The 21,901-nt window shown below is 66.3% G+C and carries 27 protein-coding genes; 10 read left to right on the top strand and 17 right to left on the bottom strand.

Translation table 11 applies throughout. The features are described from left to right. The first annotated feature begins 18 nt into the window (after window positions 1-18). The gene (locus tag M1248_RS12310) at window positions 19-771 is read left to right on the top strand and encodes a 3-hydroxyacyl-CoA dehydrogenase (RefSeq protein ID WP_163730240.1); all 753 of its coding nucleotides are present in this window, start codon (window positions 19-21) and stop codon (window positions 769-771) included. Between the two features lie 28 nt (window positions 772-799). Further along, window positions 800-1,798, top strand: coding sequence for an NAD(P)H-dependent flavin oxidoreductase (locus M1248_RS12305; RefSeq protein WP_163730239.1), 999 nt, complete (start codon window positions 800-802; stop codon window positions 1,796-1,798). 95 nt (window positions 1,799-1,893) lie between these two features. Here M1248_RS12305 and M1248_RS12300 read toward each other — a convergent pair whose 3' ends face one another. Both M1248_RS12300 and M1248_RS12295 read right to left on the bottom strand, forming a co-directional pair. Next, window positions 1,894-2,043 carry a hypothetical protein gene (locus M1248_RS12300; RefSeq protein WP_163724406.1) on the bottom strand — a complete coding sequence of 50 codons (150 nt, stop codon included), beginning with the start codon at window positions 2,041-2,043 and terminating at the stop codon, window positions 1,894-1,896. An 88-nt stretch (window positions 2,044-2,131) separates the two neighbouring features. Continuing rightward, window positions 2,132-2,674, bottom strand: a complete 543-nt coding sequence (locus M1248_RS12295; RefSeq protein ID WP_163730238.1) for a DoxX family protein — start codon at window positions 2,672-2,674, stop codon at window positions 2,132-2,134. Between the two features lie 153 nt (window positions 2,675-2,827). Between M1248_RS12295 and M1248_RS12290 the strand changes: the two genes are divergently transcribed. Genes M1248_RS12290 through M1248_RS12280 form a run of 3 tightly spaced genes read left to right on the top strand, consistent with a single transcriptional unit; the run spans window position 2,828 to window position 6,394 of the window. After that, a complete protein-coding gene (locus M1248_RS12290) occupies window positions 2,828-5,098 on the top strand; it encodes an MMPL family transporter (RefSeq protein WP_163730237.1) in 2,271 nt (756 codons plus the stop codon). Further along, window positions 5,095-5,775: a TetR/AcrR family transcriptional regulator gene (locus M1248_RS12285; RefSeq protein ID WP_163730236.1), complete on the top strand. Its 681-nt coding sequence runs from the start codon at window positions 5,095-5,097 to the stop codon at window positions 5,773-5,775. Before M1248_RS12290 ends, M1248_RS12285 begins: the two co-directional genes overlap by 4 nt. Beyond that, the gene (locus M1248_RS12280; RefSeq protein WP_163730235.1) at window positions 5,756-6,394 is read left to right on the top strand and encodes a class I SAM-dependent methyltransferase; all 639 of its coding nucleotides are present in this window, start codon (window positions 5,756-5,758) and stop codon (window positions 6,392-6,394) included. The genes M1248_RS12285 and M1248_RS12280 overlap by 20 nt, the downstream gene beginning before the upstream one ends. Here the strand turns inward: M1248_RS12280 and M1248_RS12275 are convergent. After that, window positions 6,391-7,104 carry an NAD-dependent deacylase gene (locus tag M1248_RS12275; protein ID WP_163730234.1) on the bottom strand — a complete coding sequence of 238 codons (714 nt, stop codon included), beginning with the start codon at window positions 7,102-7,104 and terminating at the stop codon, window positions 6,391-6,393. The two genes, M1248_RS12280 and M1248_RS12275, sit on opposite strands and share 4 nt — an antisense overlap. 35 nt (window positions 7,105-7,139) lie before the next feature. Here M1248_RS12275 and M1248_RS12270 point away from each other — a divergent pair, with 35 nt between their 5' ends. Beyond that, window positions 7,140-7,505 (top strand): GntR family transcriptional regulator, encoded by a 366-nt coding sequence (locus tag M1248_RS12270; RefSeq protein WP_163730233.1) that lies wholly within the window; start codon window positions 7,140-7,142, stop codon window positions 7,503-7,505. On the opposite strand, the gene M1248_RS12265 is transcribed toward M1248_RS12270, so the two are convergent. From M1248_RS12265 to M1248_RS12255, 3 genes are read right to left on the bottom strand one after another with little or no spacing between them, the layout of a single operon-like run. After that, window positions 7,502-8,344: a class I SAM-dependent methyltransferase gene (locus M1248_RS12265; protein WP_317148489.1), complete on the bottom strand. Its 843-nt coding sequence runs from the start codon at window positions 8,342-8,344 to the stop codon at window positions 7,502-7,504. The two genes, M1248_RS12270 and M1248_RS12265, sit on opposite strands and share 4 nt — an antisense overlap. A 14-nt stretch (window positions 8,345-8,358) precedes the next feature. Beyond that, a complete protein-coding gene (locus tag M1248_RS12260; RefSeq protein ID WP_163730231.1) occupies window positions 8,359-8,880 on the bottom strand; it encodes a DUF1697 domain-containing protein in 522 nt (173 codons plus the stop codon). Window positions 8,881-8,889: 9 nt separating this feature from the next. Next, window positions 8,890-9,708: a class I SAM-dependent methyltransferase gene (locus M1248_RS12255; RefSeq protein ID WP_232076137.1), complete on the bottom strand. Its 819-nt coding sequence runs from the start codon at window positions 9,706-9,708 to the stop codon at window positions 8,890-8,892. A 60-nt stretch (window positions 9,709-9,768) separates the two neighbouring features. Between M1248_RS12255 and M1248_RS12250 the strand changes: the two genes are divergently transcribed. Together M1248_RS12250 and M1248_RS12245 are read left to right on the top strand one after the other, a co-directional pair. Continuing rightward, on the top strand, window positions 9,769-10,212 hold the full coding sequence (locus tag M1248_RS12250; protein WP_163730229.1) for a PPOX class F420-dependent oxidoreductase: 444 nt from the start codon (window positions 9,769-9,771) through the stop codon (window positions 10,210-10,212). 40 nt (window positions 10,213-10,252) lie between these two features. Next, the gene (locus M1248_RS12245) at window positions 10,253-10,420 is read left to right on the top strand and encodes a DUF5302 domain-containing protein (RefSeq protein ID WP_163730228.1); all 168 of its coding nucleotides are present in this window, start codon (window positions 10,253-10,255) and stop codon (window positions 10,418-10,420) included. Here M1248_RS12245 and M1248_RS12240 read toward each other — a convergent pair. The 8 genes from M1248_RS12240 to M1248_RS12205 form a co-directional block, all read right to left on the bottom strand. Continuing rightward, the gene (locus tag M1248_RS12240; protein WP_163737544.1) at window positions 10,417-11,559 is read right to left on the bottom strand and encodes an MFS transporter; all 1,143 of its coding nucleotides are present in this window, start codon (window positions 11,557-11,559) and stop codon (window positions 10,417-10,419) included. The genes M1248_RS12245 and M1248_RS12240 overlap by 4 nt on opposite strands. A gap of 160 nt (window positions 11,560-11,719) precedes the next feature. After that, window positions 11,720-13,366, bottom strand: coding sequence for a cation acetate symporter (locus tag M1248_RS12235; RefSeq protein WP_174262080.1), 1,647 nt, complete (start codon window positions 13,364-13,366; stop codon window positions 11,720-11,722). Next, window positions 13,363-13,698, bottom strand: coding sequence for a DUF485 domain-containing protein (locus M1248_RS12230; protein WP_163737538.1), 336 nt, complete (start codon window positions 13,696-13,698; stop codon window positions 13,363-13,365). Before M1248_RS12230 ends, M1248_RS12235 begins: the two co-directional genes overlap by 4 nt. Window positions 13,699-13,879: 181 nt before the next feature. Continuing rightward, complete coding sequence (locus M1248_RS12225; RefSeq protein ID WP_163730227.1) at window positions 13,880-15,619, bottom strand: cation acetate symporter; 1,740 nt, start codon at window positions 15,617-15,619, stop codon at window positions 13,880-13,882. Then, a complete protein-coding gene (locus M1248_RS12220) occupies window positions 15,616-15,990 on the bottom strand; it encodes a hypothetical protein (protein WP_083123969.1) in 375 nt (124 codons plus the stop codon). Before M1248_RS12220 ends, M1248_RS12225 begins: the two co-directional genes overlap by 4 nt. Further along, window positions 15,983-16,747: a LytR/AlgR family response regulator transcription factor gene (locus M1248_RS12215; protein ID WP_163730226.1), complete on the bottom strand. Its 765-nt coding sequence runs from the start codon at window positions 16,745-16,747 to the stop codon at window positions 15,983-15,985. The genes M1248_RS12220 and M1248_RS12215 overlap by 8 nt, the downstream gene beginning before the upstream one ends. Beyond that, window positions 16,744-17,946 carry a sensor histidine kinase gene (locus M1248_RS12210; RefSeq protein WP_163730225.1) on the bottom strand — a complete coding sequence of 401 codons (1,203 nt, stop codon included), beginning with the start codon at window positions 17,944-17,946 and terminating at the stop codon, window positions 16,744-16,746. Before M1248_RS12210 ends, M1248_RS12215 begins: the two co-directional genes overlap by 4 nt. A 219-nt stretch (window positions 17,947-18,165) precedes the next feature. Continuing rightward, window positions 18,166-18,852, bottom strand: coding sequence for an ANTAR domain-containing protein (locus M1248_RS12205; RefSeq protein ID WP_163730224.1), 687 nt, complete (start codon window positions 18,850-18,852; stop codon window positions 18,166-18,168). Window positions 18,853-18,996: 144 nt separating this feature from the next. Between M1248_RS12205 and M1248_RS12200 the strand changes: the two genes are divergently transcribed. Beyond that, window positions 18,997-19,578 (top strand): HhH-GPD-type base excision DNA repair protein, encoded by a 582-nt coding sequence (locus M1248_RS12200; RefSeq protein WP_163730223.1) that lies wholly within the window; start codon window positions 18,997-18,999, stop codon window positions 19,576-19,578. Here the strand turns inward: M1248_RS12200 and M1248_RS12195 are convergent. Further along, complete coding sequence (locus M1248_RS12195; protein ID WP_163730222.1) at window positions 19,575-19,961, bottom strand: recombinase family protein; 387 nt, start codon at window positions 19,959-19,961, stop codon at window positions 19,575-19,577. The genes M1248_RS12200 and M1248_RS12195 overlap by 4 nt on opposite strands. Window positions 19,962-20,070: 109 nt before the next feature. Next, window positions 20,071-20,730, bottom strand: coding sequence for a nitroreductase family protein (locus tag M1248_RS12190; RefSeq protein WP_163730221.1), 660 nt, complete (start codon window positions 20,728-20,730; stop codon window positions 20,071-20,073). A 33-nt stretch (window positions 20,731-20,763) separates the two neighbouring features. Here M1248_RS12190 and M1248_RS12185 point away from each other — a divergent pair, with 33 nt between their 5' ends. After that, entirely contained in the window at window positions 20,764-20,910 is a 147-nt protein-coding gene (locus M1248_RS12185) for a DUF1059 domain-containing protein (protein ID WP_083123951.1), read from the top strand. Between the two features lie 10 nt (window positions 20,911-20,920). Here the strand turns inward: M1248_RS12185 and M1248_RS12180 are convergent, their stop codons facing one another. After that, window positions 20,921-21,901, bottom strand: a complete 981-nt coding sequence (locus M1248_RS12180) for a hypothetical protein (RefSeq protein ID WP_163730220.1) — start codon at window positions 21,899-21,901, stop codon at window positions 20,921-20,923.

Below are 21,901 nucleotides of genomic sequence, written 5' to 3'. Positions count from 1 at the left end.
AGAGAGGGAACACACCAAGTGGAGATCAAAGACGCCGTAGCCGTCGTCACCGGGGGAGCTTCCGGGCTGGGCCTGGCGACCACCAAACGGCTGCTCGACAGGGGCGCATCTGTTGTGGTGATCGATCTGCGGGGCGAAGACGCCGTCGCAGCGCTCGGTGACCGTGCCAAGTTCGTCGAGACCAACGTCACCGACGAGGCCGCGGTCAGCAAGGCGCTCGATGTCGCCGAGTCGATGGGCCCGGTCCGCATCAACGTTAACTGCGCCGGCATCGGCAACGCGGCCAAGACGCTGAGCAAGGACGGCCCGTTTCCGCTGGATGCCTTCAAGAAGGTCGTCGAGGTCAACCTGATCGGCACCTTCAATGTGCTGCGGCTGTCGGCAGAGCGCATCGCCAAGAACGAGCCGCTCGGGGAGGAGCGCGGTGTCATCATCAACACCGCGTCCGTCGCGGCCTTCGAGGGCCAGATCGGCCAGGCGGCGTACTCCGCGTCCAAGGGTGGCGTCGTCGGAATGACCCTGCCGATCGCCCGCGATCTGTCCCGCGAGCTGATCCGCGTGTGCACCATCGCGCCCGGACTGTTCAAGACCCCGCTGCTGGGCTCGCTGCCCGAGGAGGCGCAGCAGTCGCTGGGCAAGCAGGTGCCGCATCCGGCCCGCCTCGGCGATCCGGACGAGTACGGTGCGCTGGCGGTGCACATCGTCGAGAACCCGATGCTGAACGGCGAAGTGATTCGTCTGGACGGTGCGATCAGGATGGCTCCCCGATGAGCGCTTGCGCGAAGAGAGAAGAGCACCGATGACGATCAACACCAAGTTCACCGAAACCTTTGGTATCGAGCATCCCGTCGTACAGGGTGGTATGCAGTGGGTCGGCCGCGCCGAACTCGTTGCGGCAGTGGCGAATGCGGGTGCGCTCGGGTTCATCACCGCGCTGACGCAGCCGACGCCCGCCGATTTGGCGAAGGAGATCGCGAAGTGCCGCGATCTGACGGACAAGCCCTTCGGGGTGAACCTGACGATCCTGCCGACCATCAACCCGCCGCCGTATGACGAGTACCGGCAGGTGATCGTCGACTCCGGCATCAAGATCGTCGAAACCGCGGGCTCCAACCCCGCACCGCACCTGCCGATGTTTCACGACAACGGGATCAAGGTGCTGCACAAGTGCACCTCGGTGCGGCACGCAGTCAAGGCACAGAGCCTCGGTGTGGACGGCATCAGCATCGACGGTTTCGAATGCGCGGGTCATCCAGGTGAGGACGACATACCAGGACTCGTGCTTATTCCTGCCGCTGCGGTCAAGATCGACATCCCGATGATCGCCTCGGGCGGGTTTGCCGACGGTCGCGGGCTGGTGGCTGCGCTCGCGCTGGGGGCCGACGGCATCAACATGGGCAGCCGCTTCATGTGCACCGTCGAGTCGGCGATTCACCAGAACGTCAAGGAAGCGATCGTGGCGGGCAGCGAGCTCGACACCGAGATGATCTTCCGGCCGCTGCGCAACACCGCCCGCGTCGCGAGCAACGCGGTCTCGCGCGAGGTCGTCGAGATCCTGAACCGCGGCGGTCAGTTCGAAGACGTCAAGGACTTGGTCGCCGGATCACGCGGCGTCAAGGTCTACGAGGTCGGTGATCTGGACGCAGGCATCTGGTCGGTCGGCACCGCGATGGGTCTGATCAACGACATCCCGACGTGCGGCGAGCTGGTGGCGCGGATCGTCGACGAAGCCGAAGAGATCATCACCGGCAGACTGGCCGGCATGGTCGAGGCCGACCAAGAAGAGAACGTCGCGTAGGACGGGATTTTTCAGAACACAGGAATCAGCGAAATGGGCCCCGCACTGGGGCAAACCGTTGCGGAAGAACGCGCGCCCTCAGGGCGCGCGTTTTTTCATACCGCGGTGGGCAGGGTGTGCTCGTCGTCGAGCTGCTCCGAGGTATCCCCCTCTACCAGGAAATCCCCGTGGTAGAGCGCCTCGAAGTCAACCTTGATGACATCAGCACTGGTGTCGTCGATCCACATGTACTGAACAGTAACCATCGCTATTAAGGAATCTTTGAGTCACGATTCGGAAAACGGTGGCAATTCTTACCGCCGGGTAGGGTCCGTCACTACCCGTCAGTAAGTTTCAGCTGGTCGGGGCGTCGAAGTGGATCGGGTTCGTCCCGTTGAGCAAAACCCAGGTGAAAAGTGCCGCTGCGATCGCCACGATCAGTAGGCCGATCGCAATCCTGGCCGACCACACCGTCCTGCCGAACAGTCGCGCGTCGACCGAGTACGCGCCCGCGCCGGCGAAAAGGAGTGCTGTGCCGCCGACCGCGATCAGAAACGGTGCGTTGAACGGGTCGGCCCACACCTCCGCGGCCGAGACGTTCACCGCCCACGCGTCGATCATCGCCGCGATGACAGCGCATGCCGCCAGCGGTGTCAGCACGCCGAGGAGCAGTCCGATCCCGCCCAGCAATTCAGTCGCCGTCACCATCAGCGCGGCGAAGGTCGACGGCGTCCACCCGCCCGCCTCCATGAAGCCGGCGGTGGCCTCGAAGCTGAACACCTTCAGTAGGCCGGCATGCAGCATTGCCCCGCCGATCCCGATACGCAGGATCAACAGGCCGACATCGATCAAGGGCGTGGTGCTCGAGGTGGTCGGTTCAGCGGTCGAGGTTGTCATACAGCGATAGACCGGCGATGGCCTCGGATCTCATCGCGGCGGTCATTGAACGCGGCATCGGTCCCCGTCGTGCTTAAGGGCAAGGGACACCTTGCAGCTGTAACTTATCATTGATAAGTTATCGACGGTATCCAACTAGCGGGAGGTCGCGACGTGCTTGAACGCATCGCAGGGCTGGCGATCAGGGCACCACGGCGCATCGTGGCGATTGCGGCGCTCGTCATGCTGGCGTGCGGGATTTTCGGCATCCCCGTCGCCAAGAGCCTGTCCGCCGGGGGCATGCAGGATCCCACCTCGGAGTCGGCGCAGGCGACGCAACTGCTGGTCGACAAGTTCGGCCAGGGCGACATGGAACTCGTCATCAGCCTCACCGACGACAGCGCGAGCGCCCAGAGTCCGGCGACGCGCGCGGTAGCCGCGGACATCGTCACGCAGCTGGAGGAATCCCCCAGCGTTGCGCAAGTGACGTCCGCGTGGACCGCACCGCCGTCGGCCGTCCCCGCGCTCATCAGCAAGGACGGGAAGACGGGTCTGATCGTCGCCGGCATCACCGGCGGGGAGAGCGGCGCGCAGAAGCACGCCAAGGATCTCACCGACAGGCTGGTCCACGACCGCGACGGGGTGACGGTGCGCGCAGGCGGTGTGGCGATGACCTACGTCCAGATCAACGCGCAGAGCGAAAAAGACCTGCTGATGATGGAAGCCATCGCGATTCCGCTGAGCTTCATCGTGCTGGTCTGGGTGTTCGGGGGGCTACTGGCCGCGGCGCTGCCCCTGGCCGTCGGCGGGTTCGCGATCCTCGGATCGATGGCCGTGCTCCGTGCAACCACCTATGTCACCGATGTGTCCATCTTCGCCATGAACCTCACCATCGCCATGGGTTTGGCGCTCGCCATCGACTACACACTGCTCATCATCAGCCGATACCGCGACGAGCTCGCCGGCGGCGCCGATCGGGACCGAGCGCTGGTCCGCACCATGACGACCGCCGGTCGCACAGTGCTGTTCTCGGCGCTGACGGTCGCGCTGTCGATGGTCGCGATGGTGCTTTTCCCGATGTACTTCCTAAAGTCGTTCGCCTACGCGGGGATCGCCGTGGTGACTTTCGCGGCGGTGGCGGCGATCGTGGTGGCGCCCGCGGCGATAGTCCTGCTCGGGGACCGGCTCGATGCATTGGACACCCGTCGGCTGTTCCGCCGGCTCCTCGGCAGGCCTGATCCGGTGCGCAAGCCCGTCGAGCAGATGTTCTGGTACCGCAGCACGAAATTCGTCATGCGCCGCTCGATTCCGGTCGCTTTCATCATCGTCACCGTGCTGCTCTTGCTCGGTGCGCCCTTCCTGGGTATCAAGTGGGGCTTCCCAGACGATCGCGTGCTACCGCAATCTGCCTCGGCGCGCGAGGTCGGTGATGAGTTGCGAACTGACTTCGCGGTGGACTCGTCGACCAACGTCACCGTCGTGATACCCGACGCCGCGGGGGCGACCCCGGCCGAACTCGATCGGTATGCGAGCGCACTGTCCCAGGTGGTCGACGTGTCGTCGGTGTCTGCACCCGGTGGTTCGTTCATCGACGGCCGGCTGTCCGGGCCGCCCGCCGCGGCGACCGGCATGAAGGACGGCAGCGCCTTCTTCACCATCGGCAGTACGGCGCCACTGTTCTCCGACGCCTCCGAAGCTCAGCTCGACGCGGTGCACGCCGTCAGCACACCGGATGGAAAGCCGGTGCTCGTCACCGGTCTTGCCCAGATCAACCACGACAGCTCACAGGCGATCACGTCGCGGCTGCCGCTGGTTCTCGGTGTCATCGCGGTCATCACCTTCGTGCTGCTGTTCCTACTCACCGGCAGCGTGGTACTTCCGCTGAAGGCGTTGGTGCTCAACGTGTTATCGCTGACGGCCGCGTTCGGCGCGTTGGTGTGGATCTTCCAGGACGGCCACTTGGGTGCGCTGGGCACCACGCCCACCGGGACGCTGGTCGCGAACCTGCCGGTGTTGTTGTTCTGCCTCGCATTCGGGTTGTCGATGGACTACGAAGTGTTCCTGATATCGCGGATCCGCGAATACTGGCTGAGGTCCGGCAAGACACGTGCGGACAACGACGAAAGCGTCGCACTGGGCCTGGCCAAGACCGGCCGGGTGGTCACCGCGGCCGCATTGCTGATGTCGATCTCGTTCGCCGCGCTGATCGCCGCCGAGGTGTCGTTCATGAGGATGATGGGCGTCGGGATGACGCTGGCGATCATCGCCGATGCCACACTGGTTCGTATGGCGCTGGTGCCCGCATTCATGCACATGCTCGGCCGATGGAACTGGTGGTCGCCCAAGCCCCTGGTCAAGTTGCACGAACGGATCGGGATCAGCGAGTCCGCAGACGATCCGACGCCGGTCCCGGAAACGCCACCGACGGCCGTGCCCGCGCGATGAAACGGCGACGCGCGCCACGTGGGTCAGGTGAGCAACTTCGCGACGAGATTCTCGACGCGACCACCGATCTGCTGCTGGAGACCGGGCACGCCAAAGAGGTGTCCATCCGGTCGGTGTCCAAGCGCGTCGGAGTGACACCGCCATCGATCTATCTGCACTTCACCGACAAGGACGCACTGCTGGACGCGGTGTGCGCACGGTATTTCGAGAAGCTCGACGAGGAGATGCAGGCGGCCGCCGCCGGTGAGGCCGCAGCCATTGACGCGCTGCGCGCGCAAGGTCTGGCGTATGTGCGCTTCGCGGTGAAAACCCCTGAGCTTTACCGGATTGCCACCATGGGCGAGGGGCGGCCGGGCAGCGACGTGGACACGATGCTGAACACCTCGGCGTTCGTGCACATCTGCAACACGGTCGAGGCCCTGATGACCGAGGGCATCCTGCCCCAAGACGACCCGACCACCGTCGCGCTGGAACTGTGGACGACGGCGCACGGGGTGGCGGCGATGCTGATCTCGCGGCCATACCTGCCGTGGGGTGAGACCGAGGCGTTCGCCGACCGGGTACTCAGAGCCGTCGTCGTCGGAGAGATCGTGTCGGGGGCAATCGGGCCGATGACCGCGCCGCAGGATGCCATGGCCAAGTTGAAGGGACTGCTGGATGCAGAACAACGTCGATAACCCGTTCTTCGCCCGCTTGTGGAAGGTGATGTCCACCCACGAGACCGATGCGATCAAGCGACTGCGGCGGGAGAACCTCGCCGGCCTGTCGGGTCGCGTGCTGGAGGTGGGTGCGGGCACGGGGACGAACTTCGAGTTCTATCCCGACACCGTGACCGAGGTGGTCGCCGTCGAGCCCGAACGTACGCTTGCCGAGGTGGCGCAGCAGGCGGCCGCCGCGGCCCCGGTACCGGTCACGGTCAGCACCGACACGGTGGAGCAGTACATGGCAGCCGGGGGTGAACCGTTCGACGCCGTGGTGTGCTCGCTTGTGCTGTGCTCGGTCGAGGATCCCGAAAGTGTTCTGCGAGAGTTACATTCGTTGTTGAGGCCGGGAGGTGAGCTGCGGTATCTCGAGCACATCGCCAGCAGCGGGGCGCGCGCCGGTCTGCAGAAGTTCGCAGACGCCACGCTCTGGCCGCGGCTGCTCGGCAACTGCCATACCCATCGGCACACCGAGCAGAGCATCGCCGGCGCCGGGTTCACCGTGTCGAGGGCGCGCCGCGAATGGACGATGCCGAGGTGGGTGCCGTTGCCGGTCGCGGAATTCGCGATCGGCCGCGCGGTGAGAGCGGCCTAGCCGAGCAGCGCGGGCAGTCGCTGCAGCAGGCTCGGCAGCGCGCCCGCTGCGGTCTCTCGCAGCGACACCGTCGCAGCCGCCGACAATGGAGTGGGTTCGGGGTTGACCTCGATGACCACTTTGCCGTTGGCCAGAGCCATCTCCGGCAGCCCCGCCGCGGGATAGACGATCGACGAGGTGCCGACCACGATCACGATGTCGGCCCCCGCAACGGCCTCGACCGAGCGTTGCCACTCGACGTCGGGCAGCGCTTCCCCGAACCACACCACGTTGGGCCGGATCATGCCGCCGCAGACGCACCGCGGCGGGTCTACGGTCTCGGCCGGTTCGGGCATCGAGGGCAACTCGCCGGTGTACGCCGATCGACAGCGATCACAACGGAATTCGAACAGGCTGCCGTGCAGGTGGTAGACGTTCTTGCTGCCCGCCCGCTCGTGCAGATTGTCGACGTTCTGGGTGACGACGTGCACTTCGGCGTAGTCCTGCCAGGCCGCCACGGCCCGGTGGCCGTCGTTGGGGTCGACTGAGCCCATCATGTAATGCCGCCACAGGTACCACGCCCACACCCGCTCGGGGTTGGCCTGCCAGCCCTCTGAGCTCGAAATTTCGTAGGGATCCACCTTGGCCCACAGCCCGGTCTCGGCATCCCGGAACGTCGGCACACCGCTTTCGGCCGAGATGCCCGCACCGCTGAGGACCGTCACTTGCACATGACCAAACTAGCGGCTTAGGCGATACTGAGCACGTGACCAAGTTGGGGGATTGGGTTTGCATCGACCACCGCGCTTCGAGCCCCCTGTTTGACCAGCTCAGAACGCAGATCATCGAAGGCGTGCGCGACGGCAGGTTGCCGCCGGGCACCCGTTTGCCGACGGTGCGCGAACTGGCCGGTCAACTCGGCCTGGCCGTCAATACGGTGGCCCGCGCCTATCGCGAGCTGGAGTCGGCGGGCGTTCTCGAAACCCGGGGCCGCTTCGGCACTTTCGTCGCGCGCGTAGACCCCGCCGATGCCGCGATGGCCACCGCCGCCCACACCTACGTGACGGCGGCCAAGGCGCTGGGAATCGAAAAGGCCGATGCGCTCCGCTACATCGAAATCGCCTTCGGCTAGCCGAATTCCAGCAGCGTGTTCACGGGGCGCACGGGGTCGAACAGACGAACCCGCTGACCGATCGAGACGACGGCGTTGAAGGCTTTGCCGCGTCCGGGCGGCATCGGCAAATCGTGCACCGCGCGGATGCCGGGCACGTCGTTGACCAGGTTTGCCAGCTGCGACGGCGTCATACTGAACGGCATCGGCGGCACCCGGTAGCGCAGCGTGGGCCGAAGCATCCCGCGGGTGATCGCCTTGGCGAACCAGGCCGGCGCCAGATCGAACATCATCCGGCCTCCAGGAAAGCGTTGCGCGCATGCGGCGATCAAACCGAGGGCCTCGTCGGGCTGCAGGTACATCAGCAGCCCCTCGGCGGTGATGAACACACCGTCATCGACGGGCACATCGTCCATCCAGCTGAAGTCAAGGGCCGACTGTGCGCGCATCTCGATACGCTCCGACGCTGGGAGCAGTTTGCGGCGTAATTCGATCATCGGCGGTAGGTCGACAGTGAGCCAACGGAATTCATCACCGACGGCGCCATCGTTGAGGCGATAGAAGCTGGTCTGCAGGCCCTCGGCCAGTGCCACCACGGTGGCCCGCGGGTGGTCGGTGAGGTAGCGACGCGCCTGGATGTCGAAGCCCAGCGCGCGCACCGCCATGTCCTGCCGCCGGCTCAGGCCGAACTTGGCCCAGTCGAAATCGATGGAATCCACCAGCAGGATCGCCATTGGGTCGTCGATGATCGAATCCGGCCTGCGCGCCTCGTTGGCGCGGACCTGCAGTGTCATCAGCGCCGTTTCGGAGACACCGGTCAAGACGGCGCCGTCGGCCTTCGCGGTCGATTCGGAAGTCACACGGCCGAATGTACCTATCGCAGAACTTTCTCGACTGTGCGCAGGTTGCGAGTGGTGGTCGACGACTTGTAGCGCTTCTTACCCATGGTCTTGCCGATCGTGGTGTCCAGGGTCGCCTTGCTGGGAACCTGCCAGTAGATGACCCCCTCGCCGCGCGCGATCTTCTCGTCGGGACCCGCGTCCTCGCCGAGGGCCGCGAGTTCGTCGAGGATGTCGGAATCGGTCACGAACGTGACGTAGGAGTGGTAGCCGTCGACCTCACGCTCGAAAGGGAACTTCTCGGAGATCTCTTGCACTGTTTTCAGATCGTAGGCCAGCACCCACGCGTCGTAGCCGAACGCGTCGCGCAGCGCCTTCTCGGCCTTCTTTCTGACCGCGGCCACCCCGGAACGGCTGTCCAGCAACACGTTTCCACTCGCGAGGATGGTCTTCACATTGGTGAATCCGGCGTCCTCGAATGCCTTGGCCACCTCGGCCATCTTGAGGTTCACTCCGCCGACGTTCACCCCGCGGAGAAATCCGGCATATCTGGTCATAGGCCGAGATTAGAACTGCAGCAGCGTGTAGCTCGGGCGATTGCGCCGGTAGAAGCCGAAGCGATCCAGGAATGGCCAGGCCGCCAGCTTCCACGCGAGGCCCCGCCCCGTGGGCTGTGCCCTGTCATGCGCGGCGCGCACACCCGGAATGCGGCCGGCCAGTGCGAGCGCCTCGTCTGGGGACAGGGAGAACGGCATCGGCGGGGTGGTGTAGCGGTCGGACAGCTTGAGCCCTTTGAGTGTGCGCCGGGAAAGCCAGTGCGGGATCGAGTCGAACATCATTTGACCGCCGGGGAACCGGGCCGCGCAGGCGCGGATGAGGCCCAGCGCGTCGTCCGGCTCGAGATACATCAGCAGCCCCTCGGCGGTGATGAACACCCCGTGCGAGTCGTCGATGCGGTCCATCCAGCTCAGGTCCAGCGCCGACTGGGGCAGTGGCACGATCCGCTCGTCGGTGGGCAGCAGCTTCTCCCGAAGCGCCATGACGGGCGGAAGATCCACTGAGTACCAGGTCAATTGGTCGGCAACGCCAGCGCGTTGCAGCCGCCAGAAGCTGGTCTGCAGACCTTCGGCGAGCGCCACCACCGACGCTTTTGGATGCGTGCGCAGATAGTCGCTCGCGGCGGCGTCGAAGGCGACCGCCCGTAACCCATGCGACTGGTTGGGTTTGCCGAACTTGCGGTAGTCATAGGAGATCGCGTCGATCAGCGTGACCGCCCACGGGTCGCGGATCACCCCGTCGGAGCGCTTGGCTTCGGTGCCGCGGTTGTGCAGGGTCCACAGCGTGGTGGCCGAAACCCCGTCGAGAACTTCTCCACTGACCGTCATGATCTGCTTCATGCTAGATATGTCGCAATCCACGCAGGGATTCCGACGTAGGCTCGCACAATGGGACGTCATGTTCTCGACGACAAGCTGTTGGCGTTGATCGGTGGGAACTCACTGGGTGTCCTGGCCACGATCAAACGCGATGGCCGTCCGCAGTTGTCGAACGTGTCCTACCACTTCGACCCGCGCAGTCTGACGATCCAGGTGTCGATCACCGAACCGCGCGCGAAAACCCGCAATCTGCGGCGCGACCCGCGCGCCTCGATCCATGTCAGCTCCGACGACGGGTGGTCCTATGCCGTCGCCGAGGGCGACGCGACCCTCACCCCGCCGGCCGCTTCACCCGACGATGAGACCGTCGAGGCGCTGATTGCCTTGTACCGCAGTATCGCCGGTGAGCATCCCGACTGGGACGACTACCGGCGGGCGATGGTCGACGACAGGCGGGTCGTCATGACACTGCCGGTCTCGCACGTCTACGGCATGCCGCCCGGCAAGCGGTAAACCAGACGACGGGTGCGGTGGGGCGGGATAGGCTGCGGACATGCCTGATGCACCGGAAGACGACACCAAACGCAAGTTCCGGGAAGCTCTGGAGCGGAAAAAGGCCAAGTCAGCCGGTGGTTCCGACCACAAAGACAAGGGCGCGAAGCAACCGCGGGCCCATGGGCCCCTCGAGAGTCGCCGCGAGTTCCGGCGCAAGAGCGGCTAGCTCACGACGTCGACGCTGGCCCGCCGGGACTCTCGGGCCTCCTGGGCCAGGATCGCGGCCAGACAGACGCCGGCCAGGATGGCGACGGCGACGGCGAAACTCACCCCGGCGGTGCGCAGTCCCCAGGCCTCAGCGGCCAGACCCTCGCCGACGACCGGCAAGGAGATGGCCACGTACGCGACGACGAAATAAGTGGAGCTCACCTCGGCCCGGCGCGCCGCCGGTGTGCGTTCGACGACGGCTGCCAGCCCCCGGCTGAACGTCATACCGTGTCCGACGCCTGCGACGAGGCCGGCCGCGACCAGTCCCGTCAGCGAGGACAAATAGAGCGCGACAACGACAATCGCCATCGCTACGACCAGCACTGCGCAGCCGATCGCGACCGCGCGCTGCGGCGCGACGCCCCTGGCGCCGATTTGCGCGACCGCCGATGCGGCGAAGATCGAAGCCGCGACGAGCCCGGCCAGCGCGTCGTTGTCGATGCCGACGACGTCGGCCACGAAGGACGGCGCGACGGCCATGAAGAGGCCGGTGACCGAGAATCCCGCGAACGCGGCAAGTCCGGCGATGACGAACACCGAACGCACCTCCGCTGGAACGGAGAGCCGCTGGAAACCGATGCTTCCCACGCGCTGAGAAGTCTCGGGGACGACCAGCACCGCGATGCCCGCGAGCAGTGCGAGCGCCATATGCAGGATGAAGCTCAGCTGCAATGGGTGCGGTGCGTATTGCACCAGCACGCCGGCGACCACCGGTCCGGCGCCCAGACCGCCGACATTGGCGATCGTCGCGACGGCGGCGGCTCTGGTGTGCCAGTTGGGTGGGGCGGCTTCGATGACGGCGGCGGTCGCCGTCCCCGTGAAGACACCCGCCGACAAACCGGACAGCACCCGGCCGACCAAGAGCAGCGACACGTCGTCCGCGCAGAGGAACACCGCCGCACTGGTAAGCGCGAAGATCACTCCCGCCAGCAGCACGGGCCGTCTGCCGATGGCATCGGACCAGCGGCCGAACACCAGGAGTGCGATAAGCACACCGCCCGCGTAGGTCGCGTACACCACCGTGGTCGTCAGCACCGAGAAGTGCATCTGCTCGGCGTAGAGCGAGTACATCGGCGTCGGCAGCGTGGTGCCGACCATGATCGCGGCGAACGCGTACGCCAGCAGCGGGAAAGCGAAGCGTTGCGGGCTCACGGGTGAAGTCAACCCCGATCGCGGGTCAACTAATCCCGCGACGTTGCGAATTCGGCGCGCTAACCGACCGTTGAGGGACCGCTAGCGCGCCGAAATCGCGGCCTGATCAGTGGGCGACGGCCTTCTCGGCGCCGACGCCCGTCAGGCACCGCACCTCGAACTCCGCGTTGATCTCCGGGTCGCCGCGATCCGGCGAACTCAGGGTGCCGACGATGCCGAGGATGAACGCCAGCGGAATCGACACGATGCCGGGGTTCGCCAACGGGAACCAGGCGAAGTCGACGTTTGGCAGCATCGCGGTCTTCGCGCCGGACACCGCAGGCGAGAAGATGATCAGCACAATCGTCGAGATGAGTCCGCCGTACATGCTCCACAGCGCGCCGCGCGTATTGAACCGCGGCCAGTACAGCGAGTAGATGATCGTCGGCAGGTTCGCCGCCGCGGCCACCGCGAACGCCAGCGCCACCAGGAACGCGATGTTCTGCTCCGCGGCGAGGATGCCGAGGCCGATCGACAGAATGCCGATCACCACCACTGTGATGCGGGAGACCCGAACCTGCTCGCTCTCGCTCACCTCATGGCTCTTCATCACGCTCGCGTAGATGTCGTGTGCGAATGACGTTGCGGCCGTGATGGTCAGGCCGGCGACCACCGCGAGGATCGTCGCGAACGCGACGGCCGAGATGATGCCGAGCAGCACCACGCCGCCGAGTTGGAAGGCCAACAGCGGTGCGGCGGCGTTCTGCCCGCCGGGCGCCTCCAGGATCGCGTCGGGTCCGACGAGGGCCGCGGCCCCGTAACCCAGTGCGAGGGTGAACAGGTAGAACGCGCCGATGAGCACGATCGCCCACACCACCGAGCGGCGCGCCTCCTTGGCGGTCGGCACGGTGTAGAAGCGCATCAGCACATGGGGAAGACCGGCCGTGCCGAGCACCAGCGCCAGCGCCAGCGAGATGAAGTTGATCTGCGACGTCAGCGAGGCACCGTATTGGGCGCCCGGTGCCAGCACGTCGCGACCGGCGACGGCTTCGCTCGTGGAGCCCGAGACCGCGGACTGGGCGGCGCCGAGCATCTCGGAGAAGTTCAGGCCGAACTTGGCCAGCACCCAAACCGTCATCATGGCCGCACCGCCGATCAGCAGGACCGCCTTGATGATCTGCACCCAGGTCGTGCCCTTCATGCCACCGATGAGCACGTACGCGATCATCAGCAGACCCACGACGGCAATGACCAGCGCCTGACCGATGTCACTGGTGATGTTGAGCAACAGGGCCACCAGACCGCCCGCACCCGCCATCTGGGCGAGCAGGTAGAACAGGCACACGGCCAACGTGGTCGTCGCGGCTGCCATCCGGACCGGGCGCTGCTTGAGCCGGAAGCTCAGCACGTCAGCCATCGTGAATTTGCCTGCGTTGCGCAGCAACTCGGCGACCAACAGCAGAGCGACCAGCCATGCCACCAGGAAGCCGATGGAGTACAGGAAGCCGTCGTAACCGTAGACGGCGATAGCTCCCGCGATTCCGAGGAAGCTGGCGGCGGACAGGTAATCACCGGAAATCGCGATGCCGTTCTGCGGGCCGGTGAAAGACCTTCCCGCGGTGAAGAATTCGGCGGCGGTGGCGTTCTTCTTGCTCGCGCGGATGACGATGAACAGCGTGATCGCTACGAAGAGACCGAAGATGCCGATATTTGCAACGGGACTGCCGACGGTCGTGCCCTCGGCGGCGAGGATGGTCAGGGTGTCGTGGTTCATGCCACACCGCCCTCGAGCTCGTCGCGGATCGCCTTGGCGCGCGGGTCGAGTTCCCGGTTGGCGAACCGGACATAGATCGCGGTGATGACGAAGGTCGATACGAACTGGCCGAGCCCGACGATGATGCCAACGTTGATGTTTCCCCACACCTTGATGGCCATGAAGTCATTGGCGAAAGCGCCGAGGATCACGTACGCGGTGTACCAGAGCAGGAAAAGCGCGCTCATCGGGAACACGAAGCGGCGCAATCGGCTTCGAAGTTCCTGAAACTCCGGGCTGGCCTGAACGGCCAGATACTGCTCACCGCTGATGGCGGTGTCTGTTGTCGGCATCGTGTGCTCCTGAACGTCGAATGTGAACCGGCTCAACTGGAGAAACTAGATGAGATGCAGGTCACATACCCAGTGCATACGACGTTGACACGGCGAAACCCGTCGACGATGCGGTAAGCGGTCGGTCGGCGACGACGAACGGTGGCGGCTCAACCGCACCGTCTGGTCTTCGCGCGAGCGCTCATCCCCGGGGCACGCGCTCGACACCCATGCCAAGCCGTTCCGGTACATGCATCCGGGCGAAGATCTGTGCGACATCAGCGGGTGGATCGGTGCGTCCGAACCGGCTGACCAGGATCATTGTTGCGAATGCCAGCGGAACGGTGACCGCGGCGGGGTAGCCGATCATCACCGCGGGCCAGCCGCCCAGAACGTCGTCGTCGATCCCACCCGCCACCGCCACCGTGACCGCGGTGCCCGACAGCACGCCGCCGACCACCAGACCGCACGCGGCACCCCACGCGGTCAGGCCCCGCCACCAGATGCCGAGCACCAGCAGCGGACACAGCGTCGACGCGGCGACGGCGAACGCCAGGCCGACGCTGCGGGACAACTCCAGCTCGCCGGTCGTGGCCAGTGACAGCGGGATCGGGATCAGCCCGCCCACCATCGCGGCCACCCGGAAGTCCCGCACCCGGCCGCGCATCACGTCGGTGGCCAACGCGCCCGCGATGCTGACCAGCAGCCCCGACGACGTCGCAAGGAACGCCGCGATGGCACCGGCGGCGACGAGAGCGGCAAGTAACTGCCCCGCCGCCCCGCCGATAGCGGTCGACGGCGCGAGAAGGACCGCGGCGTCGGCGTTGCCGGTGATCAGGATCCGCGGAACGTAGAGGCGTGAGAACACCCCGAGCAGCGTCGGAAACAGATAGAACAGCGACAGCAGAGCTATGACCGCCAGCGCTGTACGCCGGGCCGCGCGACCGTCGGGATTGGTGTAGAACCGCACGAGCACATGCGGTAAACCCATGGTGCCCAAAAACGTTGCGACGATGATCGACAGCACCTGATAGAGCGGATGGTCACCGCCGAGCCCGCCGCCGGACGCGATCCACTCGGTGCCGCTGCTGGGTGTGCCTGCCACCACAGGTGTCGCCGCGCCCGCGGCAAGAATCAGCGTGGTGCCCGCGTCGAGGGTGTGATCGCCGGGCGCCGGGATCGGCTGGGCGTCAACGGGTGTGCCGTCGAGCATGCCCGTCACCGTGATGCCCGCTGGATCGGGGACTCGAACCACCACATCGGTTTCGATCGCGACCGTGGTGTCCGCGGTGACCGTCGGGGGCATCGGGCCGCCGAGGTCGCCGCGGTCGGCGACGAACAGGCCGAGCAGCGCGAGCGCGGGTATCGCGATCGCGGTCAGTTTCAACCAGTATTGGAACGCCTGGACAAACGTGATCGACCGCATACCGCCGGCCACAACGTTCGAGATGACGATGGCGCCCACCACCACTGGGCCCACCCAAACCGGTAGACCCAGAAGGGCTTTCAACGCGAGGCCGGCACCTTGATACTGCGGCACCAGGTAGTAGATGCACACCACCACGACGACGATCATGGCGACCTTGCGCAGCCTCGCCGAGCCCAGTCGGAACTCGGCGAAGTCGGGCACCGTATAGGCGCCGGTGCGACGCAGCGGCGCGGCGACGAACAGCAGCAGGCCGAGATATCCCGCGGTGAAGCCGACCGGATACCACAGCGCGTCGGCGCCGTATTTGGCGATCAGCCCGGCGACGCCGAGGAACGATGCGGCCGAGAGGTATTCGCCGGAGATCGCGGCGGCGTTCCATTGCGGGCCGACGGTGCGTGAGGCGACCAGGAAGTCGGATGTGGTGCGGGAGAACCGCACTCCGTAGATGCCGATGGCGACGGTCGCGATGACCGCCGCGAGTAGGGCGGCCGCCGTCAGGGGCGAGCCGGTCATGGTTCGCTGTCGACGACGCCGACGAAGTCGCGCTCGGCCTGTTCGGCCAGGCGCACGTAGAGCCGTCCGACGCCGTAGAAGAAGGGATACACCAGGACCGCGAGCACGAGCCAGTTGAGCCGGATGCCGGCGACGCTGATGGCCGCGAGATCCGGAAACGCCGCATTGAGCAATGGAATTGCGACGACGGCACACACGACCACGGCGGCCAGGCGCAGCGCCAGCCCGAGCTGGGCGCGAACGAGGCCGCGCACCAACGCGTCGCCGACCTGCGTCTGTTCCTGCACCTCGACACGGGTGCGCACCATGCGGGCACCGCGCCGCTGGGACAGCACGACGCGTTCGCGTTGGGGCCGTTCGCCACTAGTCATCGGGTTTGAGATTCCGCATCGGGTCGCGGACGACGCGGTCGCGCAGTTCGCGGGCCTGTCGCCGGCTGACGGGCAGCTCGACCGCCGGTGACGCACCGTTGGCGCGCAGGCGTACCAGCACGCCGCCGTCGCTGTTGCGCAGCCCGGTGACCAGTCGTAGCGCCACCAGATAGGAACGGTGCACTCGGTGGAAACCCTTGTCGCGCCAACGACTTTCGAGGGTGCTCAGCGGAATGCGAACCAGGTGGGACCCCGATACCGAGTGCAGCCGTGCGTAGTCCCCCTCGGCCTCCACCCAACCGATGGTGTCCCGTGGGACCAGGTGCGTGACGCCGCCCAGTTCGGCGGGAATCACGTCGTCGTCAGGCAGAGCGGTGGGTTCGGTGACCCGCGCCGTCAGCACGCGTCGCACCGCCTCGTCGAGGCGGTCCTGACGGATCGGCTTGAGCAGGTAATCCAGCGCGCCGACGTCGAATGCCGCGACGGCCTTGTCGTCGTGGGCCGTGACGAACACGATGGACGGCCGGTGCGAGAAATTGGCGAGCACACCGGCGAGCTCGATGCCGGACAGTCCGGGCATGTTGATGTCGAGGAAGATCGCGTCGACGTTGCAGCGGTTGAGTTCACGCAAAGCCGACGTGGCGTCCCCGGCGCGCAGCACTTTGCCGATGTCGCCGTGCTGGTCGAGGAGATAGGCGAGCTCGTCGAGCGCAGGTGCCTCGTCGTCGACCGCGAGCACCGTAAGGGGCTTGTTCATACGCGCACGCCCGCGCGGAATTTGGGAACTCGCATCACGACCTTTGTGCCCGCGTCGATTGCTGTTTCGACCACCAGACCGTAGTCGTTGCCGAACGCCGCGCGCAGGCGGTGATCGACATTGGTCAGCCCGACGTGTGCCGAGTCCTTCTTCTCGTCGGCCGGGGCCCCCTCGGTGCTCAGGACGTCGCCGTGTCCGGCGCGCAATATGTCGGGGTCCATGCCGACGCCGTTGTCCTCGATCGTGATGACACAGTCCGATCCTTCGTCGCGGGCGATGATCTCGATCTCGCCACCGCCCTGCCCGGCGAAGCCGTGCCGGACCGCGTTCTCGACCAGCGGCTGCAGCGCGAGAAACGGTACGACGACGTTGAGCACCTCCGGCGCGACCTGAAGCCTGACCTTGAGCGCGTCACCGAATCGTGCACGCTCCAGCGTGAGATAGCGGTCGATGTTGCGCAGCTCGTCGGCGAGCGTCGTGTACTGCCCCGCGGCCCGGAACGAATAGCGGGTGAAATCGGCGAACTCGAGGATGAGCTCGCGGGCGCGGTCGGGGTCGGTCCGCACGAACGACGCGATCGTGTTGAGCGCGTTGTAGATGAAGTGCGGGCTGATCTGCGCGCGCAGGGCGAGCACCTCGGCGCGGTCGAGCCGGGCGCGGGAGGCGTCGAGTTCGGCGAGCTCGATCTGGCTCGTCGCGTACCGGGCAACCTCACCGACGGCGCCGAGCAGGCCCGGCGCGGGGGCGCGGGCGGTCACGACGACGAGGACGCCGAGTGCGTCGCCACTCTCGGCGAGCATCGGCTGCGCGACGACCGTCGACGTCCGTGCGTGGGTGAGCACCCGTCGTCCACCGGCGATCGACTCGTGCGCCGCGCGCTCGCACGCGTCGAACACATCGGGCGTCCACAGTGTGCCCTCGGCGGGATCCTGCGCGAGCAGTCGGCCGTCGGCGGAAAAGATGGCGACACCCTCGGTGCCGGTGAGCCCGCGCAGGAACGGGGCGGCGGTGTCGGCGGATTCGGTGTCCAGGCCCTGGCGCAGGGCCCGGGCGGCCAGTGACGCGGTGTGTAGGGCGGCGTGGACGGCGCGCTCGGTGGGGGTCGCGACGACCCGGCGCGTGCGCACCGTGATGACCGCGGCGGCCACCGCGGCAAGGAGCAGCACCGCCGCCAGGATTATTGCGAGCTCGCCGGACATCTCACCTCATCGGATCGAGGTCACTTTAAACCGACGAGGTGGCGAAACTGCAGCTGATTCTGTTCCCGCGTAACGGTGATAACCGGGCCGCTGTTTGCTCAACGTGGGCTGCCTGCGGCTCACCTCACGGAAAGACGGCGCGACCCTCGCCGATGTCGTCTCCGCTGGTATGTGGGGTGCCCGGGCTGGAGGTGTCTAAACGTCTCGGGGGGCGCCCCCTCAGAAGTTATCGATTATCTGCTGAGCGATGGATCGCACGGGAGTGTTGTCGTTCTGGGACAGATGTTTGAGCATTTCGAAGGCGCGGTCGGCATCAACCCGGTAGTGATTCATGAGTATTCCTTTGGCCTGTCCGATGAGATCCCGGCTTGCCAGCGCAGTCTCGAACTGCTCCTCGCGAACGGCGGTCATCATTGCGACCGTGGCCATGGTCGCCAGAAGCGCGCCCATTGTCTTGCCTGAGTCGTCAAACGAGTCCGGCTTTTGGCTGAACAGGTTCAGTGCTCCAGTGGCCTGGTGTTGGGGAATGAGCCGGTACGACAAGATGCCGTGAACCCCGGCAGCCACTGCGGCGGAAGCGAATTCCGGCCACCGGCGTTCTTCGCGCATGTCGGTGCTGCTGATGATCACCACCGCGTCCTGTGCGGCGTCCAGGCAGGGGCCTTTCTGGTGGCGCAGCTGGATCGAATCGAGTTCGACGGCCAGCGGCGCAGTGGGCGCGACTGACCGCGCTTCGTCCTCGTACATGACCAACATGTCGGCGAAGTCCACCCCCTCGATCAGCTCCACGGCACTAGTCGTGATGCTGAGCAAGGCCTGCTCCAGGGCGGTGTCCTTCGCATGACCACGGATTAGCTGAACCATCGCAGCGCGAACCTTCTCGTCAACACTGTTGGCGCTGCTCATAGGACTTCTTTCCGGAGGGAGTTGGATCGACAGCCGCGCGCCCTCTGGTCTCAGTATGCGCCATGCCAGGCCCTGGGATTCCCCGCCGATCAATTACTCAGCTCGGCCACCTCCGCGTCTCGGCGGTCGTCGTAGGCTGCTGAGATGACTTCGAAGCTCTGCCTGGTTCAAGATCCCGCGGCCGACGAGTTGCTGGAGTCGAATCCATTCGCGTTGCTGGTGGGCATGCTGCTCGATCAGCAGTATCCGATGGAGGCGGCGTTCGCGGGACCGAAGAAGATCGCCGACCGCATCGGTGGCGTGGACGCTCGCGAGATCGCCGATTACGACCCCGACGAGTTCGCCGCGCTGTGTTCGAAAACCCCTGCGATACATCGCTTCCCGGGCTCGATGGCCAAGCGGATTCAGGCGTTGGCGCAACTCATCGTCGACGACTACGGCGGTGACGCGTCCGCGCTGTGGACGTCCGGCGATCCGGACGGGGCCGAGGTGCTTCGTCGCATCAAGGCGCTGCCCGGGTTCGGCGAGCAGAAGGCCAAGATCTTCCTCGCACTGCTCGGCAAGCAATACGGCGTAACGCCCGACGGGTGGCGCAAGGCCGCCGGAGATTACGGCAAGGCCGGCTCGTTCCTGTCGGTGGCCGACGTGGTCGATCCCGGCTCGCTGGAAAAGGTGCGGAACTACAAGAAGCAGGCCAAGGCAGCCGCGAAGGCCGCCAAGGGTTAGCTCGGCTCGCGGTGGGGTTGCAGGTCGAGTTCGGCCAGGCTGCGCAGGATCCCCGCGACGACACGACCGGTCGACGTGCCGGTGTCCAGACCCTCACGCAACGCCCGCAGTCGCAGTCCGCGATCGGTCAGGTCGGCGATGGTTCGGGTGACCTCGGTGGTCGAGCGGCCGAGGCGGTCGAGCGCGACGACGATGACCGTGTCACCGGAGCGGGCGTAGCTCAGCATCGCGTACAGCCCGGCGCGGGCCCGGTCGGCCGTTTCGGACACCCTGTCGGTGAACACCCGCCTGGGGTCCACGCCCTCGGCGCTGAGCGCGGCGAGCTGAGCCTCGAGGTTCTGCCCGACGGCGCTCGCGGCGGCGTAACCCAAAATGCAGGTCATGCATTCAAGGTCCCACGGCACTCACGAGTGGGGAAGAGGCGCGGCGCCTTCGAGGCTGGCTAACTGCCGAACTGTTATCGAATGTCGACCTAGCGGCCGAAACCGCGCGCTAAGCGCGGAACGGCTCACCGTCGAAGCGCTCGCGGGTCGCGATCTCGGCAACCGGCTTACGGGTTAGCTTGCGGACCTGCTTCACCGGTTTGCCGATCGGCAGCAGCGCGGCGATCGCGTAGTCCTCGGGGATACCGAGCAGGTCCTTGGCTCGGGGTTCCTCGGCCACGGTCACGGTCGCCAGCACGCCGCCAAAGCCCTCGTCACGCGCGGCGAGCAGGATGTTCCACACGAACGGATACACCGACGCGCCCGCGATCAGACCGATGCGGTCGAGGTACTGGTCGAACGCCGCGCACACATTCAGGTCCACGCACACCACAAGGACGGCACCGCAGTAGACGAACGGTAGGTAGGGGCCCGCCTCGGTGGCGGCGACTTCCTCCGCCGTGACCTTCATGGGCTTCACCGGATTCCACGGGAACTCACCGTTCCTGACCTGAGCCGTATAGCGGCGCGCACCCGTCACGCTGAGGTCGGCCAGCGCCTTCCGGGTCTCGTGGTCGCGGATCACGATGACATGGGTGCCTTGGCGGTTGCCGCCGGTGGGGGCGAACCGCGCGTTGTCGAGGATGCGCTCGAGCACCTCGTCGGGCACCGGGTCGTCGGTGAATCGACGGACAGCACCGGTTGTTCGCATGACGTCGGAAAGCTCCATGCCCAACATCATCGGCTGTGGGAAGCTACACGTATGAAGACACACCTGAATTGCCCGTGTGGCGAGGCGATCCGCGGTGAGAACGAGGACGATCTCGTCGAGAAGGCTCAGGCTCACTTGTCAGAGGTGCATCCCGGCCGCGATTACGACCGAGACGCCATCCTCTTCATGGCTTACTGAGCCGCCCGCGTCAGGGAACGACCGTCGAACCGATGGTCGGCATGAACTGGCATTGCTTCTCGGTCGTGGTGACCTGACCGAAGATCGTCGAGATGATGCTGCCCGAACCGGTGTCGGCGATCGCCGTCAGCGTGGTCGGCCCCTGGGGGTTGATGTCTGATCGTGGCACCAGTGTGGCTCCACCGGACTTGCCGGTCGTCAGGTTCACCCAGGTGACGTTCAGCGGCAGCTTCTGCTCCGCGGCCGGACCCGGGGTGCCGATCGCGGTGAACACGTAGGCCGTCTGGCCCGGTCCCGGTCCCGGCGTCGGGATCTTCGCGGGACCCGCCACCGAAATCGCTGTGGCGAGCACGTTTCCACCATCTTTGAGGCATCCGTTGCTGATCGACGGATACAGGAAGTCCTGCGTTGTCGGGGCGTCCGGACCGAACTCGGGGCCGCCGGGTGCGGCGGCGGGTGCGGCGGCAGCGGGATCCGGGCCTGGCGCAGGCGCCGGGGCGGGGACCGGAACTGCGACCTCCGGTGCGGGACCGGGGGCAGGCGCAGCGGCTTCGGGCGCGGGCAGTACCGCGGCGGCCTCAGGGGCAGGCATTTCCTCCGGCGCGGGACCGACGGCATGGGCGGGGTTGACCCCCGCGGGCAGGTGCGCCACCGTGCCCGGCGCCGCGCCGGGGGCCGGGGTGTGGGCGACGAACTGGTTGACGGCCGACGCGACATTGCGTGAGTCGGGCGGTGCGGTGGCGTCGCCGGCGAACACCGCGGCGGCGGCCATCAACGTCGACGCCGCGCTCGTGGGATCGGCGGCGGCCTGCTGAATGATCGGTCCGAGACTCTGCACCGCAGGGAGACCAGGGGCCTGCAGCGCGTCGATGGGTTGTGCCGGAGCGGGTGCCGGCTGTGCGCCGGCCACACCGGTCACGCCGCCGAACAGCAGCGTGACCGATGAGCCGAACGCAACGGCAGCGGTGGCGAACATCGTCCTTGTTGACAT

The sequence above is a fragment of the Mycobacterium sp. 29Ha genome (assembly GCF_032883055.1).
GTDB lineage: Bacteria > Actinomycetota > Actinomycetes > Mycobacteriales > Mycobacteriaceae > Mycobacterium > Mycobacterium gallinarum.
Note: the sequence above shows the minus strand (reverse complement) of the source record. Positions and strands in the feature narration are given on the sequence as shown.